This is a genomic window from Natronorubrum texcoconense, assembly GCF_900100335.1.
Taxonomy (GTDB): Archaea; Halobacteriota; Halobacteria; order Halobacteriales; family Natrialbaceae; genus Natronorubrum; species Natronorubrum texcoconense.
In genome coordinates, this window is record NZ_FNFE01000005.1 from 381,751 (window position 1) to 398,115 (window position 16,365).

Below are 16,365 nucleotides of genomic sequence, written 5' to 3' on the forward strand. Positions count from 1 at the left end.
GATCCGCAGGCAACCGGGTCGTTCCGGTCGCAGTTATCGGATTGTCCTAGTATCTGTTGCCAGTTGGCACGCAGTGTGAATCGTTCGGGAACCGCTGTAGAGCCCGGATCCGGGGCGCAGTGGTCGAATTCGGGAACTCGAGACCGCGGTACGATTACCTCATTCGTTCATCCAGACGCCGGACTGCGGCTCGTAGGGGTCGGTCGGAATTTCGACGAGCGTCGGTCCGTCGCTCGCGATCGCATCGGCGACGGTCGCTTCGATCTCGTCCGGCGTTTCCGCCCGTTCGACGTCGATTCCGAGTCCGTCGGCGACGGTCGTGTACGAGACCGGGTTCTCCTCCCAGCCGTACTCGCCCTCGTCCATCCGGTAGCTGCGTCCAGCTTCCTCGCTGATGATGGCGTAGTCGCTGTTGTTGAGGACGACGACCGTGACGTCGATCTCCTCGTCGGCCAACGTGTGCAGTTCGTGGAGACACATCAGCAGTCCCCCGTCTCCGGTGAGCGCCACGACGTCCTGCTCGGGGTTGGCGATCTTCGCCCCGATCGCGGAGGGCAGCCCCGACGCCATCGTCGCCCACGAGCCCGGATTGACGTAATCGCGGGGTTCGTACGTTGGAAACATTACCAGCGTCCACAGCCGGAACCCGCCCGCGTCGACGGCGACGACCGCATCGCGGGGCGTTCCCTCACGAATCGCGTCCAGCGCCCTGACCGACGTCAGCGGCGCGTCCGACACCGCTCGCAGTTCCTCGAGGCGCTCGTCGATCGCGTCCCTCGTCGCCTGTGCGCGCTCCGCGCCGTTCGCACCGGAGATCGACCGGTCCGAAAGCGCACCGTCGAGTTCGTTGAGCGTTCTGGCGGCGTCGGCGACGATTCCGACCGCCGGATCGTAGCCGGTTCCGATGTCGTCGGGGTCGAGCGTCACGTGGACCAGGTCGTCCGGGACCTCGACCGACCAGTTCTGCATGGTAACCGCGTCGAAGTCGGTCCCGACGCCGAGCGCCGCGTCCGCGTCGGCGATGAGTTCCTTTACGGCCGTCCCAGTTCCGCCACACAGCACTCCTCCCATGAGTTCGTGGTCGTCGGGGAAGACCGCCTTACTCTTGTACGTGAGAACGACCGGCGCGTCGAGGCGTTCGGCGACCGCTCGCAACTCGTCGCTCGCTTCGGACGCTCTGATCCCGCCGCCGGCGATGATGACCGTACTCGAGGCCTCAGCGAGGAGGTCCGCTGCAGCGTCGACCTTCTCGGCGGGAACGCCGCTGAACGACTGGCGTTCGATCTCGCCCCGTTCTGCGAGCGGGACGTCCATCTTGAGGAAGTTTTTCGGAATACCGATCCGAACGGGGCCTTTCGGGGCCGTCTGTGCGGCGTCGATCGCCGTCTGGAGTTCGGCGACGGTACTCTGTGGCGTCTCGACGGTGATGTTCTCCTTGACGACGTTGTCGTAGGTATCCGGCGGCGTCTCGTGGATCCCGTCGCCGCCGCGAATCTCCGGTTCGGTCTCGACGGCGATGTGCAGGAGCGGCGTACAGTCGTTCAGTGCGTTTTTCAGCCCGTTCATCGCGTTCATATCGCCCGGTCCGGGGATGACCACGGTGGCGGCCATTCCGCCGCTGGTCTCCGCGTACCCCCACGCCTGATGCGAGACGGCGGTTTCGTGGCGAGCCATGACGAACCGGATATCGTCGCGTTCGCTGATACTCTCGTTCAGCGGCAGTGACTGTTTGCCCGGAATACCGAACAGCGTGTCGACGTCGTTCTCAGTCAGACAATCGATAATTGCCTCGTTGACCTTCATAGCCGTACTGAGACCGAAGACAGTGTAAAGGTCTAGGGTATCTCTCGTAAAAGACAGTGTAATTTCCACTGGTGTTCGCCGCATCGCTCGCGGCACAGCAGCCCCCGACCCACAACGGTCGCGAAACCGGCGTCGCTGACGATATGCTTTTGTATCGGGCCTTGGTGGGAGATAGCATGGACGTCCTCCATGCGGCTATCTGGGTCGACGACATCGATGCACAGCTGGCGTTTTACTGCGACGGACTCGGACTCGAGCAGACGCGCGAGTTCGACCTCGACGGCGTGACCAACACGTACGTCGCCGGGGAGAGCGACGCGGAGATCCAGTTCAAACACGACGACACCGAGCGAAACCCCGAGCCGGCCGTCATTGACCACCTCGCCGTCGAAGTCGCCGATATGAGCGAGACGATCGAGACGCTCGTCGAACGGTACGACAGCGAGGTCGTCGACGATCCGCGGACCGTCGAGGAGAAGGGGATCCAGATCGCGTTCGTCACCGACCCGGAGGGATACGTCGTCGAACTCATCGAAAACATCGAGGCGTAACCGAGCACGGAGTCGTTTTCATGAGTAACGAAAAACAAACTCTCATCGAATCGCTGCTCGAAGCCGAATCCCAGTTTCACGAGCTGATGCCGATCAAAGACACCTATAGCAAACTCTTCTTTCGATCGCTTTTCTGGTTCGCCCTCTTCAGCGTGCTCTACGTGGTACTCACCGGTTTGTGAACGGGGGGAGGAGCCGAAGATTTCTGACTCGGATTAGTCCGAATTGAGGGCCTCCGACCCGAACTATATGGTCTCCCCTCGCGTCACCGCGGGTGTGACGCCGAACACAGCGGATCGAATGACTGCGCTCTGTAAGACGCGACCCGAACCGGGAATGGCACTCGAGTCCGTTCCCGTCCCCGAGCCGGGGCCCGGCGAGGTGCGAATCCGCGTCGAGTCGGTCGGTATCGACGGCGGCGCGGAGGCGCTGATCTACGACTGGCACGAAAGCAAACGCCACTACGCGGATGAGCTCCCGCAGCTGTTCGGCCACGAGTTCGCCGGCGTAATCGACGCGACCGGTCCGGACGTCGAGGGGTTCGAGGCGGGGACGCGCGTCGCGGTGGAGCCCGTCCTCGGCTGTGGCCGCTGTCGGCTCTGTCGCTCGGGATCGTTCGGTATCTGTCCCGATCGGCGAATCGTCGGTCTCCATCCCGACCTCGACGGCGCACTCGCGGAGTACGCCGTGGTGCCACAGGAGACGCTCTACCCCATCGGCTCGCTGAGCGCCGACGAGGGGGTCTTTCTCGAGTTGCTCGGCTTGGCCGTCCACGGCATCGAACGTTCCCAGTTCGAACCCGGCGACAGCGTCGCGATCGCCGGCCCCGGATCGGTCGGGATCGGCGCGCTCGTCGCGGCGGTCGCCGGCGGAGCGAGTTCGGTCACGGTTATCGGGACGGCGGACGACCGCGAGGATCGACTGCCGCTCGCGCGCGAGCTCGGTGCGACGAACACGGTCACGACCGAGGACGCCGAGGCGGACCTCGCCGAGGAGGTCGACGTCTTCGTCGAGGCCTCAGGCCATCCCGACGCGATATCGCTCGCGTCGTCGACGACGCGTCGGGACGGCGAAATCGTCCAGATCGGCATCTTCCACGGCTCGGAGACGGTTCCCGTCGATCTCACCCGGCTCGTTCGGCGGGGCGTCTCGATCACGACGGTCTACGGCCGGCGCGACTCGAGTTGGCGACGGGCGATCGCGATCGCGGAGAACACGGATCTCTCCCCGGCGCTCGGTCCATCGTTTCCGCTCGAGGAGTACGAGCAGGCGTTCGACGCGACCCGACGGCGGGAGGGGATCAAAATCACGCTGCATCCGTAGCGAACGAAGCGCCCGAACCGGTTCTCACTCGGCCTGATCGGTGTACATCTCGTTCGGGTCGAGATCCTCGCGGATCAAGCGGAGTTCCTCCTCGTTGGGCTCCGGCGTCGTCCCCAGATCGTCGGCGAACTCGATCTCCCAGCCGGTCTCGGCGCGCACATCTTCGCGCGAAGCGTTCGGGTGAAGGGTGTCGACGTACATCTCCCCGCGCTCGTCGAATCGGCAGACGGCGAGGTCGGTGATGACCGCTTCCGGCCCGCCGTCCAGTCCGAGTTCTTCCCGGCCCTCGCGACCGTCGACGAAGCCGGGGCTCGTGATGAAGTCGACTTCCTCGGGGAACCGTCGCTCCGAGTGGGGCGTGACCATCAGCGTCCGATCGACGTGGCCCGCGATCTCGCAGGCCCCGCCGCTTCCCGGCAGCCGAACCGTCGGATCGTCGTAGTCGCCGATGACCGTCGAGTTGATGTTGCCGTACTTGTCGATTTGTGCGCCGCCGAGGAAGCCCACGTCGAGGCGACCGGCCTGCAGGTAGTAGTTGAACCCGTTGCGCATCGGTTCGATCGAGACGGCCCCCGACGCGAGCACCGGGTCGCCGATCGAAAGCGGCGGCGAGGACGGGTTCGATCCGATCGTCCCCGACTCGTAGACCATCTTCAGCTCCGGGGCGTGGGTCCGCTTGGCGACGTTACACGCCAGGTTCGGCTTGCCGATACCGACGAGCACCGAGTCGTCGTTCTCGAGTTCCCTCGCGGCCGCTACCACCATCAGTTCGCTCTTCGTGTAGTTCATTGGATTCCCTCCGTAGAGTCGGTCGCTCGATCGGTTCCGCTATCCTCGCGTCCGTTCGCGCGGGGTCCGGTCATCGGTACGCCCCCATATCGATGGGCGTCGCGTACGAGTGCTCCGGCTGCAGGTCGAGCAGTCGCTCGGCGCCGAGTTTCTCGACGTACTCCCGGCGGTTTTCGACGCCGTAGACCCACTCGTCGAGCCAGGCCTCGACCCGGTCGACGTCGCTCGCGATCTCGGCCCACTCGATGTAGGCCTCGTTGTCTCGGCCGTAGTAGCCCTGGGCGTACGACGGGTGGGAACCGTAGGGGTCGTGGACGACGTGATCGACGTCGTCGCTCGTAATGACGGTTCGGTTCGGATCGCTGCGGATCGTCTCCTCGGAACACAGCTCCTCTACCGAGAGGATGACCGTGTCGGCGGCTAACCCCGCGATCTTCACCTCGCCCTGGATCCCCCAGAGGTGAGCGTTCCCCGCGTCGTCGGCGCGTTGGGCACGGATGACCGCGACGTCCGGCTGGATCGGCGCGACGGCGTAGACGTAGTCGTCGTCGAACGGACTCTCGATGCGAGCGATATTGTCGTTGTGTTCGGGCAGGTCCGAACCGATGAACCCGCGGAGCGGGGCGAACGGAAGGTTCGACGCTCCGGCGTCGAGCGCGGCGATCAACCCGAAGTGGGTGTACTCCTCGAGTTCCAGTTCCGTCGGGATCCCGTCCTCGGCCGCGCGGCGAAACGCCGGCAGACTGCCGACGCCCGGGTTCCCCGCCCACGAGAACGTCGCCTTCCGCGCGCAGCCGGCGGCGATCAACTGGTCGTAGATCAGGTCCGGCGTGGCTCGGATCAGCTCGAGATCGCGCTTTTCTTGTCTGATGATCTCGTGACCCGCGGCGAACGGGATCAGGTGCGTAAACCCTGCGAGATAGATACTATCACCGTCGGAGACGCCGGTGCTGATGGCGTCGTGCATGGACGTGACCTTGCTCATAGCTGTGGTGGACTACCGTACGAATGGCGTAATTCGCACATAAGAATTGCCTTTGGGGGCACTTCGATCCGATTTCGCCACCTGAGGCTCCCAGTCACGGCCGGGGATCCGGTTACAGTACATTGATACCGGTAGCTACGATACCAACTCACATGCTATCGCTCAGCCCGGAGCAGGAGTTACTGGTCTCGTCGGTCGCGGACATCGCGGAGCGCGAGTTCGCCGATCGAGCGTTCGAGTGGGACGGCGAGCCGCCGTGGGAGAACGCGCGACTGTTGGCCGACCGTGGATTTCTCGGCGTCAACTTCGACGAGGAGTACGGCGGCGGCGGGATGACCGAACTCGACGCGATCCTCACCATCGAGGCCGTGGGTCGCGTCTGTCCCGACACCGCGGAGTTCCTCTACAATCAGCAGCTGGTCGCGCCGCGAGCGATCGAACTGTTCGGCACCGAGGACGCCAAGGAACGATATCTGCCGCCGGTTCTCGCCGCGGAGGACAGCATCGCGATCGGCATCTCGGAGCCGGAGGCGGGCTCGGACGTGGGCGCAATGGGAACGCGAATCGAGGAAGACGGGGACGATCTGGTGCTCAACGGCGAGAAAACGTGGGTGAGCAACGTCGAGCACTCGAGTGCGGCGCTCGTCTGGACGAAGTTTCCCGACGGCCTCGGCTCGGTTATCGTCGAGTTCGACTGGGACGGCGTCGAGGTCGCACAACATTACGCCAACATGGCCGGCCACCACCAGACGCATTTCATCATGGAGGACGTCGTCGTTCCGGAGGCAAACGTCGTTACGAGCGGCCCCGAGGGGTTCAAAAACCAGCTCCGGGCGCTCAACTGGGAGCGCGTCGGAAGCGCCACGCTGGCGAACGCGCTCGCGAGCTGTGCGCTGGAGAAGGCGCTCGAGTACGCCGAGCAGCGCACGCAGTTCGACCAGCCGATCGACGAGTTCCAGGGAATCGAGTGGAAGCTCGCGGACGCGGCGACCGAACTCGAGGCCTCGCGGGCGCTCACCCATCGAACGGCGGCCCGCGCACACGAGCAGGGGCGCATTCCCGCACGCCTCGACGCGTCGATGGCCAAACTCCGCGCGAGCGAGATGGTCGAGCACGTGGTCAGCGAAGCCCTCCAGATCCACGGCGCGAACGGCTATCAGCAGGGCCACCCCCTCGAGTATCTCTACCGGCTGGCTCGAGGACGCCGGCTCGCGGCGGGCACCGACGAGATACAGAAGAATCAGATCGCAGCGGTGCTCAAGCAGGACGGACTGCCGAACCTCGCGTGATCCGTGGTACCTCCGTCATGACCGTCACGAGTAGTCGCGGTCGAACTCCGGATCGCGATTCTCACCGAAGGCTTCGATCGCCTCTCGGTGTTCGGGATCGGTAACGCACTCCCACTGGTACGCGATGGCCCGTTCGCAGTACTCCTCGAACGATTGTTCCGGATCGACGAGCCGGTTCGTCCGTCGAACCGCCAGCGCGGGAAGCTCGAGCAGCTCGGCCGCCAGCTCGCGTGCGCGGTCGACGGGTTCGTCTGCGCTGTCGACCGCGAGACCGAGGTCGACGGCGTCTGCGGCGGTGATATCGTTGCCGGTGAGAAGGTACTCCTTCGCTTTCGCCTCCCCGATGAGCCGCGGTAACAGCCAGCCGCCGCCGTCGCCGGGGACGAGGCCGACGCGGACGAACCCTTCGCGGAGGATCGCGTCCGGGCCGACGATGCGCAGGTCGCAGGCCAGCGCGAAGTCACAACCCGCGCCGACTGCGGGCCCGCCGACCGCCGCGATCGAGGGCTTCTCCATTCGGCGGAGCTGTCGAACGACGTTCTGGACCGACCAGAGGTAGCCCGCGTACTCCTCTTCGGTCATCTCCTTGCGCCAGTTCGGCATCTCCGTGATATCGGCCCCCGCACAGAACCCGCCCTCGGCGCCGGTCAGGACGACGACGTAGACGCCGTCGTCGTCGGCCGCCTCGCGCAGCGCCTCGTTGAGTTCGAGGATCGTCTGCCGTCGGAAGGCGTTGTGCACCTCGGGACGGTCGATCGTGATCGCGGCGATTCCCCCGTCGGTCTCGTATCGGATGTCGTCGGCCATGCTCGATCACTCGTAGACTCGCCGCCCGATCTCCCTGGCTTCGATCTCGTCCCAGTCGTACTCGACGCCGAGACCCGGTCCGTCCGGAACGTGGACGTGTCCGTCCGCGTCGACGGTGTCCAACATGTCGGAGTAGTCGTCCGCGTACACCGGCGGCTGGGTGTTCGGACAGATCGGGTGGACGAGCGCCACTTCGTAGTAGTTGCTGTTGCGCGTCGCCGCCAGACAGTGGCGCTGGGCCGGCCCGGGGGCGTGGTACTCCACGTCGAGTCCGAACCCTTCCGCCATGTGGGCGATCTTCATCGCGCCGGTGATCCCGCCGTCGTACTCGGGATCCGCGCGTACGAAGTCGGTCGATTCCGTCGCGACGAAATCGGTGTGGGCCTCGAGGCCGCGAACGTGCTCGGTCTGAAGGAGCGGCGTGTCGAGCATCTCGCGGAGCTTTCGGTGGGAGTGCTGGGAGACGCCGCCGTCGCGGTAGGGATCCTCGTACCAGAGGAAGTCGGCGTCGTCGCAGGCCTTCCCGATCTTCAGCGCGTCGGCGAACGTGGCCGGGTTGCAGGCCGGGTCGAGCATGAGGTCCATCTCGTCGCCGACGCGCCGACCGACCTCGCGGACGACCGCGACCGTCTCGTCGGGATCCGTCCAGTCGCCGCCCCAGTCGTGGATCTTGAACCCCTGATACCCCATCTCGAGACAGTCTTCGGCGAAGTCGGCGTACGCGTCGGGCGAGTCGAGGCCGCCGTTCCTGTCGCCCTGGTACGTCGAGGCGTAGGCGGGGAAGGAGTCGCGATAGCTCCCGAGCAGTTCGTGGATCGGCGCGCCGCAGTGCTTCCCGGCGAAGTCCCACAGCGCGATGTCGATCGGTCCCATTCCCATCCAGTCGTACTTCCGCAGCGCGCGTTTGAACGCGCTCCAGTGGCGCTCGCGCTCGAGCGGGTTCTTGCCGATAAGGTAGTCGGCGATCATGTTGAGCTGGGCGGCGCCAGGCGAGTTGCCGCCGACGTACTCGCCGGTCGTTCCCTCGTCGGTGTGTACGCGGAGCGCGAACAGTTTCCGTTCGGTCGTCGTGCCGGGTTCGTAGACGATGCTGAACCCGTTCGGCGCGTAGCCGACGTCGGGAAGGTCGTAGCCGAACTCGACAGACTCGATGCGCGTGATCGTAGGTGCCATCGGTACGCTATCACATGGCGAAGGTGTTCCAAATGACTTTGCATCGCGGTGATGCGCAAGCCGAGCGCAAACGGTTAGGGCAGTGGGTCGAAACAATGAGGTATGGTATCCCACGGCTACGTACTGCCGACACGCGGCGTCGTTCTCTCCGCCGATGACTCCCTCGAGCAGGCCGCTCGCGTGCAATCGGAGGTGATCGGGCTCGCTCGCCGAGCGGAATCGCTAGGGTTCGACGGCGTGTGGGCCGGAGACAGCGTGCTGGCGAAACCGCGCCTCGAACCGTTATCGACCCTCGCCGCGGTCGCCGGGGCGACGGAATCGGTCACCCTCGGCACCGCGGTCTACCTGCCCCAGCTTCGACATCCGGTTCACGTCGCCCACCAGACGGCGACCGTCGATCTGGTGAGCGGCGGCCGCCTCGCACTCGGCGTCGGAGTCGGCGTCGGTGACGGCGTCGAGACCGAACACGACCAACTCGACGTACCCTACGAGCGCCGGGGCGCGTTACTCGACGAGGGACTCGAGATCCTCGAGGGGCTCTGGAGTAACGACCCCGTCTCGGTCGACGGCGAGTTCTTCGAACTGGACGACGCCGATATCGGCATCCGTCCGTGCGGGAGCTCGCCGCCCATCTACATCGCCTCGGCGACGTTCGACCCGCGGGACGGCTTCCCGCGACAGATACGGGACCGGATCGCGACCCGCGGCGGCGGCTGGCTTCCCATCGGCATGTCGCCCGAGATGTACGAAGGCGGACTCGACCGGGCGCGCGAGATCGTCGACGACGCCGGTCGCGACCCCGCGGGCTTCGACGCGGCCTACTATCACGACGTGGTGATCGCGGAAACAGAAGCGGCGGCGATCGACCAGGCTCGCGACTTCCTCGATCGGTACTACCCCTCCTGGGGTGCACTGAGCGACGACGACATTCGGAACCGCGGGGCGTTCGGCCCGCCGTCGGTCGTCGCGGACCACCTCGAGCGGTACGCCGACGCCGGCGTGGAAACGTTCATCACCCGCTTCACCGCGGCGGATCAGCGCGAGCAGTTGCGGCGGTTCGCCGATATCGTCGACTGAGACGCGTCGGTTCGGCTTTCCGACTCGAGCGTTCGACTGTCCGAATTCGCGAACTGATAGTCAACGATCCCACCGCGGTGCACCGGTGCACCGACGGACCGTCCGACCGATCGCTGCGACGCTGGACCGGCTTCGCTTTGCGTTTTCGCGTCCAACAGAGCCCTACGATAGATGATAGACGAACGAGGTGCAGTACTCCTCGTAGCCCATCCGTTCCGTATAGAACCGATGGGCGTCGTCGCGCCACTGCCCCGACTCGAGTTCGACCGCGTCGCAGTCGCGCTCGGCGGCCCAGTCGTGCACGAACGAGAGGAGCCGTTCGCCGTGTCCCTTCGACCGTTCACCCTCGGCCGTCACGAGGTCGTAGACGTAGACGTGGCGGCCGAGGTAGAAGTTCGTCGAGATCTTCACGCCGGCGGCCGCGACCGCCTCGTCGCCGTCGTACCGCGCGAACAGTCGGTATCCCTCCTCGCGCATCTCCTCGAACAGTTCGAGATACGTCTCGAGATCGAGGTGATCGCGGAGTTCGGTGACGAGCGGGAACAGTTCGCGCCGGCCGGACTCGGTGGTGATCTCTCGAATATCGGCTGTCGTCATCGCTCGTAGTTAGGTATCGTCACGACGTAAATTCCGGGGATCGAACGGGTCGTCCCGCCCTCGTGTGGCGGCTCGGGCGTCGAACTGGTCGTCGTCCGTCCGCTCGACCGTTCGACGAGCGGGCGTTCTCGCCTTCGCATACCCTTATGGAGCGCCCCGAAAATCGTGTGGTCATGGTCGTGAATATCGACGACATCGAGACCGTGGCAGTGGTCGGTGCGGGACAGATGGGTCGCGGAATCGGCGCCGTCGCCGCGCTGGCCGGGTACGAGACGACGATCACCGACATCGACGAGTCGCAACTCGAGGAGGCGGCGGAACGGATCGAGTGGTCCTACGAGAAGCGCGTCGAGAAGGACGGCGCCACCGAGGCGGAGACGAACGCCGCGCTCGACCGGCTCACGTTCACCACCGAGTTCGACGACGCCGTCGGCGACGCGGACTTCGTCACCGAAGCGGCGGTCGAACAGCAGGCGGTCAAGCAGGACATCTTCGCGGACCTCGAGGCGGCGACACCAGAGGAGGCCATCCTCGCGACGAACACGTCCGGACTCAACATCACGGAACTCGCCGAGACGACCGACGATCCCGAGCGGGTCATCGGGACCCACTGGTTCAACCCGCCGATGCTGATGGAACTCGTGGAGGTCATCATGACCGAACACACGCCGGACGGCGTGGCCGACACCGCCGAATCGCTCGTCGAGTCGTTCGGTAAGACGCCGATCCGCTGTAAGGTAGACGTTCCCTCGTTCATCGTCAACCGGCTCATGCGGCCGTACGGCGAAGAACCGGCGTGGATGGTCTATCGGGGCGAACACTCCCTCACGGAGATCGACTCCGCGATGAAGTACGAGGAGGGGTTCCCGATGGGCCCGTTCGAACTCGCCGACTTCACGGGCGGTATCCAGCTCCGCGTCGAGGGCGAACAGGATCACCTCGTCGACGACCGCCCGATGTCCTACGACACGGAAGTCTGTCCGCTCCTCCACCAGCTCTACGAGAAGGGACGGTACGGTCGGAAGGCCGACGCCGGCTACTACGAGTACGACGAACGCGACGAACCCCGGATTCCCGTCGACGCCGGACAGGGGTTCGACACGCTGTTGGTGTGGGCGCCGGTCGTCAACGAAGCCGCCAAGATGGTCGAAAACGACGTCGCGAGCGTCGATGATATCGACACCGGCGCTCGGCTGGGCGGCAACTGGCCGATGGGGCCGCTGGAGAAGGCCGACGAAGTCGGCGCCGACGTCGTCGTCCGGAAGCTGACCGAGGTTGCGAGCCGCCACGAGGACACGAACAAACTCGCGGAGACGCTTCCGTGCGATCTGCTCGTCCAAAAGGCGAAAACCGGCGAGACGTTCTACTGAACGGTTGCGGACACACGTTTTTGACGACTCGATGTAGCGTTCAGTCGATCCAGACCGTGACGAGACATCCTTCGGGTTGGGCCCGCTGCTGTCTTCCGTCGTTGCAAACGTGATCCGCCGAATCACAAACGCTTACGGGACTGCTTGTGAACTGTTCGCTAATGGCAATGGCCGAGTCAGTATACGTAGCCGGGGCGTTCGAACACCCCACGAGAGAGGCACCGGACAAATCGACGATGCAGTTGCACGCGGAGGTCGCCGCGGGCGCACTCGAGGATGCCGGCCTCGAGAAGGCCGACGTGGACGGCTACTTCACGGCGGGGGTTCCGGAGTACGAGAGCGGACTGTCGCCGCTCATCATGGCGGACTATCTCGGACTCGACCCGTCGTACGCCGACACGACGGATTTCGGCGGCTCGTCGTACGTGAGTCACGTCGGACACGCGGCCAGCGCGATTCGCGACGGTCGGTGCGACGTCGCGCTCGTCACGCTCGCCGGCCGTCCCCGGTCGCGCGGACAGGCGACGGGCTCCGGTGCGCGCGACATTCGAACGGTCCAGGACAGTTTCGAACGGGTCTACGGCGCCACCAACGTGGGCATGTACGGGATGGCCGCACAGCGTCACATGCACGAGCACGGGACGACAAGCGAGCAACTCGCGGAGATCCGCGCGGCCGCCTCGCACCACGCCCAGTACAACGAACACGCGATGTATCGGGAGCCGGTGTCCGTCGAGGACGTCGTCGAGTCGCGGGTGGTCGCCGATCCGCTCCACCTCCTCGACTGCTGTGTCATTTCGGACGGCGGCGGTGCGCTGCTCGTCGTCTCCGAGGACGTCCGTTCAGAATTGGACCGAGAGTGCGTCGAAGTGCTCGGCTTCGGGGAGGCGATCGGTCACCACGACGCCGGACGGATCGACCTCACGAGAACCGCCGCGGAGCAGTCCGGGTCGCGCGCCTTCGAGGAAGCCGGCCTGGGGCCGGAGCACGTGGACTACGCGTCGATCTACGACTCGTTTACGATAACGGTGCTCGAGGCGATCGAGGATCTCGGCTTCTGTGCGAAAGGAGACGGCGGGTCGTTCGTCGAGGGCGGAACGCTCCGCGCACCAGACGGTGAACTGCCGTTCAACACCGACGGCGGCGGACTGTGTTCGAACCACCCCGCCAACCGCGGCGGAATGACGAAGGTCATCGAGGCGGTTCGCCAACTCAGAAACGAGGCCAATCCCGAGGTGCAGGTCGACGCCGACGTCGCGCTCGCCCACGGAACCGGCGGGAGCATCGGCACTCGCCACGGCGCAGCGACCGTCGTTCTGGGGAGGGAAGCCCCATGAGTTGGGAGCCTCGTCCCGTTCCCGAACCGAACCCGGAGACCGAACGGTACTGGGCCGCGGCCGCGAGCGGCGAGCTACTGGTTCGCGAGTGTCTCGATTGTGGCCTCGTCTACCACTATCCGCGGTCGCTCTGCCCGGACTGCTTCAGCGAAAACGTCGAGTGGCGCGAGGCGTCGGGCGGCGGGGAGGTGTACTCGTACTCGATCGCTCGAGCGATAAGCGGCTGGCCGGAGGCGGATCTTCCGCTCGTACTCGCGTACGTGGAACTCGACGACGGGCCGCGGCTGATGACGAACGTCGACGCCGATCCCGAGGACGTCGAAATCGGCACGCGAGTCGACGTCCGGTTCGTCGATACGGACGCGTCGGACGTCGCCGTCCCGGTGTTCACTCCCGTCGACGACTGACGGATCGTTCACGCTCGTTCGCGTAGAAAATCGACCGTACTGATCTGGACCGCGGTCGCAGCTATTCCGACGGGAGCCGGCCGGTCAGCGCCTCGCTGGCGGGGGCGATCGGGAGTTCGGTACCCAACCCTTCCTCGAGGGCCTTCTCGTAGAGCATGTAGCCGGCGGCGACCGTTTCGATACCCGTTCCGCCGCTGTCGAACACCGTAATTTCGTCGTCGCTCGTTCGACCGGGAGCGGTCCCCGCCACCACCTCACCGAGTTCGGCGTGAACGTGATCCTCGTCGACGACGCCCTCCTCGAGCGCCGCGAGGAACGATCCCGCGTCCTGCGTCACGCGGTCGCGGAGGTCGGGGACGTACGTCGCGCGCTCGATGGTGGTCGTGTCGAGTTCGCGGCGGCCGGGGGTGTACTGACCCATCGCCGTCACGTGCGTCCCGGGCTCGAGGTCGTCGCCGTCGAAGACCGGATCGGCCGCCTTCGTCGCCGTGATGACGACGTCGGCACCGGTTACGGCGGCCGCACTCGAGTCGACGGCCTCGACGGACGCGTCGAGGTGGTCGTCGAACTCCGCGGCGAAGGTCTCTCGATTCTCCGGCGTCGGCGAGAAGACGCGGACCGACTCGAAGTCGCGGACGGTCGTCGTCGCGTGGAGTTGGCCACGGGCCTGCGCGCCGCTGCCGATGACGGCGAGGGTACGTGCATCGTCCCGCGAGAGCGCGTCGACGGCGACCGCGCCGGCCGCGCCCGTCTTGAACGGATTCATGCTCGCGCCGTCGATCAGCGCGATGGGCTCGCCGCTTTCGGCGTCGAACAGCGGCGTCACGAACCAGGCGTTGGGTCCGCTAAAGCCCGACGTGTACACGTAGCCACCCATCGCACCCGTGTCGGGGAGGATCGTCGAGTAGTTCGTGAGCTTTCCGTCCGGATTCTCGTTGCGGAACGTCTGTCGCGGCAGGGCCGGGGCGCCTTCTCCTCGCTGGCGGTAGCCCTCTCGGACGACGTCGACGTATTCGGCCGGCGTTGCGAGTCCGTCGACTTCGTCGCTGGTGAGAAACAGCGTGTCTGTCATACTCGATCCATCACACGCAGGGTAGAAAAAGCCAACCGTTAGACAGGGGGTGAAGATGCAGTATACACGCTGGCGCGTGTGGATCGCTTACTGGGTCTCGATTTCGTTCACTCGGTCTCGAGGACGTTGCCGATCATCTCGTCGGACATGTTCTCCAGTAGCCTGTTTCCGTCCTTGAGTTCCCGCATGACGAATCGGGAGGACGTTTCGTTGACGCCGTCGATAGCGACGATATCGTCGATGACCTCGTTCATCTGATCGTGGTTCTGGACCCGCGAGATGACGACGAAGTCGACGTCCCCCATGGTGTAGTAGACCTGCTGTACGCCCTCGACGTCGACCAATCCGTCACCGATCTCGTCGGCGTAGCCGCGCTCGTGCGAGACGTTCACCTCGGTGATGACGACCATCGCGAGCCCCAGCGACTGGGGATCGATATCGGCGGAGATGTCCGTTATCACGCCGTCTTCTTTGAGGCGATTTAGTCGGTAATGGATCGTCGACTTCGAGAGATCGAGCTCGGCCGCGAGCTCCTCGAGGTTCTTCTCGTCGTTTTGCTCGAGCTCTCTGAGTATTTCGAGATCGTTTTCGTCCAGATCCGGCAGCGGTTTTGTGGGTTTCATACTATTTACTACGTAGCACCGTAGTAATAAGGTTCGATACGTCGCGACGAAGTCCCCGGCTTCGACGCGCCGCGGTGATCGCAGCGTCGAGAGCCGTTACGGCGTCGTCGGTCTCCGTATCTGTAATGGTTCACCGATCCATCGCGGCGTCGGACACCTCGAGGGCGTCGTCGAGAACCGTGACGGCTTCGTCGATGTCGTCTTCCGTGATGGGCAGCGGGGGCGCGATGATGAGCGTGTTGATCATGTTGGCGACGTAGACGCCGCCGTCGGAGGCGGCCGCGGCGACCTCGTCGACGACGGTCGTCCCCGTCGAGATCTTGTCCTCGCGCTCCCCGAACGGCACGCGTTCGTCGGGATCTTTCGTCAGCTCGATCCCGCGGAAGAGGCCGACACCCCGCGTCTCACCGACGCTCGGGTGGTCCTGAGCGAGCTCCTCGAGCCGATCGCCGAGGTAGTCGCCGACCTCGCTCGCGTGTTCGATGAGGTTCTCCTCCTGGTAGGTCTCGATGGCCGCGAGCCCGGCGGCACAGGCGACGGGGTGGCCCGCGTAGGTGTGGCCGTGACAGAACATTTCGTCCTCGAAGTGGTCGGTGATCTCGTCGGTGACGATCGTCGCGCCTAGCGGCGCGTAGGCTCCCGAGAGCCCCTTCGCCATCGTCATGATGTCGGGCGTCACGTCGAACACGTCGCTGCCGAACCACTCGCCGGTGCGGCCGAAGCCGGCCATGACTTCGTCACAGATCAAGAGCGCGCCGTGATCGTGAGCGATCTCCTTGAGCCGGGGCAGGTACTCGTCGGGCGGAACGAGAATGCCGTTCGAGCCGACGACCGGTTCGACGAGCACCGCCGCGACGGTGTCGCCTTCGAGCATCAGCATCTCGTCGATGTACTCGAGGCTCTCCATCGGCTCGAGGGTCGAACCGTAGGCGTACGGATCGGGGGCCTTGATCGTTCCCGGAACGCCGGGTTCGGCCATCAGTCGTCGTGGGTCGCCAGTGACGCTAATCGAGCCGTGGGTCGCCCCGTGGTAGGAGCGGTACCGCGAGATGATCTTTTGCTTTCCCGTGTACATGCGGGCGATCTTGATCGCGGCTTCGACGGCTTCGGTGCCGCTGGTCGAGAAGAACGTCTTCGAGAGGTTCCCCGGCGTCACCTCCGC

At 65.2% G+C, this 16,365-nt stretch carries 17 protein-coding genes; 8 read left to right on the forward strand and 9 right to left on the reverse strand.

The features are described from left to right. Nucleotides 1-159: 159 nt before the first annotated feature. Complete coding sequence (locus BLT08_RS16490; protein ID WP_090310100.1) at nt 160-1,803, reverse strand: thiamine pyrophosphate-binding protein; 1,644 nt, start codon at nt 1,801-1,803, stop codon at nt 160-162. Nucleotides 1,804-1,979: 176 nt separating this feature from the next. Between BLT08_RS16490 and BLT08_RS16495 the strand changes: the two genes are divergently transcribed. The 3 genes from BLT08_RS16495 to BLT08_RS16500 all read left to right on the forward strand — a co-directional run bounded on the left by BLT08_RS16495 (nt 1,980) and on the right by BLT08_RS16500 (nt 3,677). Next, nucleotides 1,980-2,354 carry a VOC family protein gene (locus BLT08_RS16495; protein WP_090310102.1) on the forward strand — a complete coding sequence of 125 codons (375 nt, stop codon included), beginning with the start codon at nt 1,980-1,982 and terminating at the stop codon, nt 2,352-2,354. A 20-nt stretch (nt 2,355-2,374) separates the two neighbouring features. Then, complete coding sequence (locus BLT08_RS23115) at nt 2,375-2,536, forward strand: hypothetical protein (protein WP_175529352.1); 162 nt, start codon at nt 2,375-2,377, stop codon at nt 2,534-2,536. Between the two features lie 94 nt (nt 2,537-2,630). After that, nucleotides 2,631-3,677, forward strand: coding sequence for a zinc-dependent alcohol dehydrogenase (locus BLT08_RS16500; protein ID WP_245724253.1), 1,047 nt, complete (start codon nt 2,631-2,633; stop codon nt 3,675-3,677). Between the two features lie 24 nt (nt 3,678-3,701). Here BLT08_RS16500 and BLT08_RS16505 read toward each other — a convergent pair whose 3' ends face one another. Then, a complete protein-coding gene (locus BLT08_RS16505) occupies nt 3,702-4,466 on the reverse strand; it encodes a CoA-transferase subunit beta (protein WP_090310105.1) in 765 nt (254 codons plus the stop codon). A gap of 70 nt (nt 4,467-4,536) precedes the next feature. Continuing rightward, nucleotides 4,537-5,451: a CoA transferase subunit A gene (locus tag BLT08_RS16510; RefSeq protein ID WP_245724254.1), complete on the reverse strand. Its 915-nt coding sequence runs from the start codon at nt 5,449-5,451 to the stop codon at nt 4,537-4,539. 152 nt (nt 5,452-5,603) lie between these two features. Between BLT08_RS16510 and BLT08_RS16515 the strand changes: the two genes are divergently transcribed. Next, nucleotides 5,604-6,740 (forward strand): acyl-CoA dehydrogenase family protein, encoded by a 1,137-nt coding sequence (locus tag BLT08_RS16515; protein ID WP_090310107.1) that lies wholly within the window; start codon nt 5,604-5,606, stop codon nt 6,738-6,740. A 24-nt stretch (nt 6,741-6,764) separates the two neighbouring features. Here the strand turns inward: BLT08_RS16515 and BLT08_RS16520 are convergent, their stop codons facing one another. Further along, nucleotides 6,765-7,547, reverse strand: coding sequence for an enoyl-CoA hydratase/isomerase family protein (locus tag BLT08_RS16520; RefSeq protein WP_090310109.1), 783 nt, complete (start codon nt 7,545-7,547; stop codon nt 6,765-6,767). A gap of 6 nt (nt 7,548-7,553) precedes the next feature. After that, nucleotides 7,554-8,720 carry an enolase C-terminal domain-like protein gene (locus BLT08_RS16525; protein WP_090310110.1) on the reverse strand — a complete coding sequence of 389 codons (1,167 nt, stop codon included), beginning with the start codon at nt 8,718-8,720 and terminating at the stop codon, nt 7,554-7,556. Nucleotides 8,721-8,822: 102 nt separating this feature from the next. Between BLT08_RS16525 and BLT08_RS16530 the strand changes: the two genes are divergently transcribed. Next, nucleotides 8,823-9,797 (forward strand): LLM class flavin-dependent oxidoreductase, encoded by a 975-nt coding sequence (locus BLT08_RS16530; RefSeq protein ID WP_090310112.1) that lies wholly within the window; start codon nt 8,823-8,825, stop codon nt 9,795-9,797. Between the two features lie 162 nt (nt 9,798-9,959). Here the strand turns inward: BLT08_RS16530 and BLT08_RS16535 are convergent, their stop codons facing one another. Continuing rightward, nucleotides 9,960-10,394, reverse strand: a complete 435-nt coding sequence (locus BLT08_RS16535; RefSeq protein WP_090310114.1) for a GNAT family N-acetyltransferase — start codon at nt 10,392-10,394, stop codon at nt 9,960-9,962. A gap of 173 nt (nt 10,395-10,567) precedes the next feature. Here BLT08_RS16535 and BLT08_RS16540 point away from each other — a divergent pair, with 173 nt between their 5' ends. From BLT08_RS16540 to BLT08_RS16550, 3 genes are all read left to right on the forward strand, one after another. Continuing rightward, nucleotides 10,568-11,764, forward strand: a complete 1,197-nt coding sequence (locus BLT08_RS16540) for a 3-hydroxyacyl-CoA dehydrogenase (RefSeq protein WP_175529353.1) — start codon at nt 10,568-10,570, stop codon at nt 11,762-11,764. A gap of 161 nt (nt 11,765-11,925) precedes the next feature. Continuing rightward, nucleotides 11,926-13,101, forward strand: coding sequence for a thiolase domain-containing protein (locus tag BLT08_RS16545; protein ID WP_090310118.1), 1,176 nt, complete (start codon nt 11,926-11,928; stop codon nt 13,099-13,101). Then, the gene (locus BLT08_RS16550) at nt 13,098-13,508 is read left to right on the forward strand and encodes a Zn-ribbon domain-containing OB-fold protein (protein WP_090310119.1); all 411 of its coding nucleotides are present in this window, start codon (nt 13,098-13,100) and stop codon (nt 13,506-13,508) included. The genes BLT08_RS16545 and BLT08_RS16550 overlap by 4 nt, the downstream gene beginning before the upstream one ends. A 61-nt stretch (nt 13,509-13,569) precedes the next feature. Here the strand turns inward: BLT08_RS16550 and BLT08_RS16555 are convergent, their stop codons facing one another. From BLT08_RS16555 to BLT08_RS16565, 3 genes are all read right to left on the reverse strand, one after another. Further along, a complete protein-coding gene (locus BLT08_RS16555; protein ID WP_090310121.1) occupies nt 13,570-14,580 on the reverse strand; it encodes an ornithine cyclodeaminase family protein in 1,011 nt (336 codons plus the stop codon). A 107-nt stretch (nt 14,581-14,687) separates the two neighbouring features. After that, complete coding sequence (locus BLT08_RS16560) at nt 14,688-15,203, reverse strand: Lrp/AsnC family transcriptional regulator (RefSeq protein WP_090310123.1); 516 nt, start codon at nt 15,201-15,203, stop codon at nt 14,688-14,690. 130 nt (nt 15,204-15,333) lie between these two features. Next, nucleotides 15,334-16,365 (reverse strand): aminotransferase family protein (locus BLT08_RS16565; protein WP_090310166.1); only part of this gene is annotated, 1,032 nt, incomplete at its 5' end.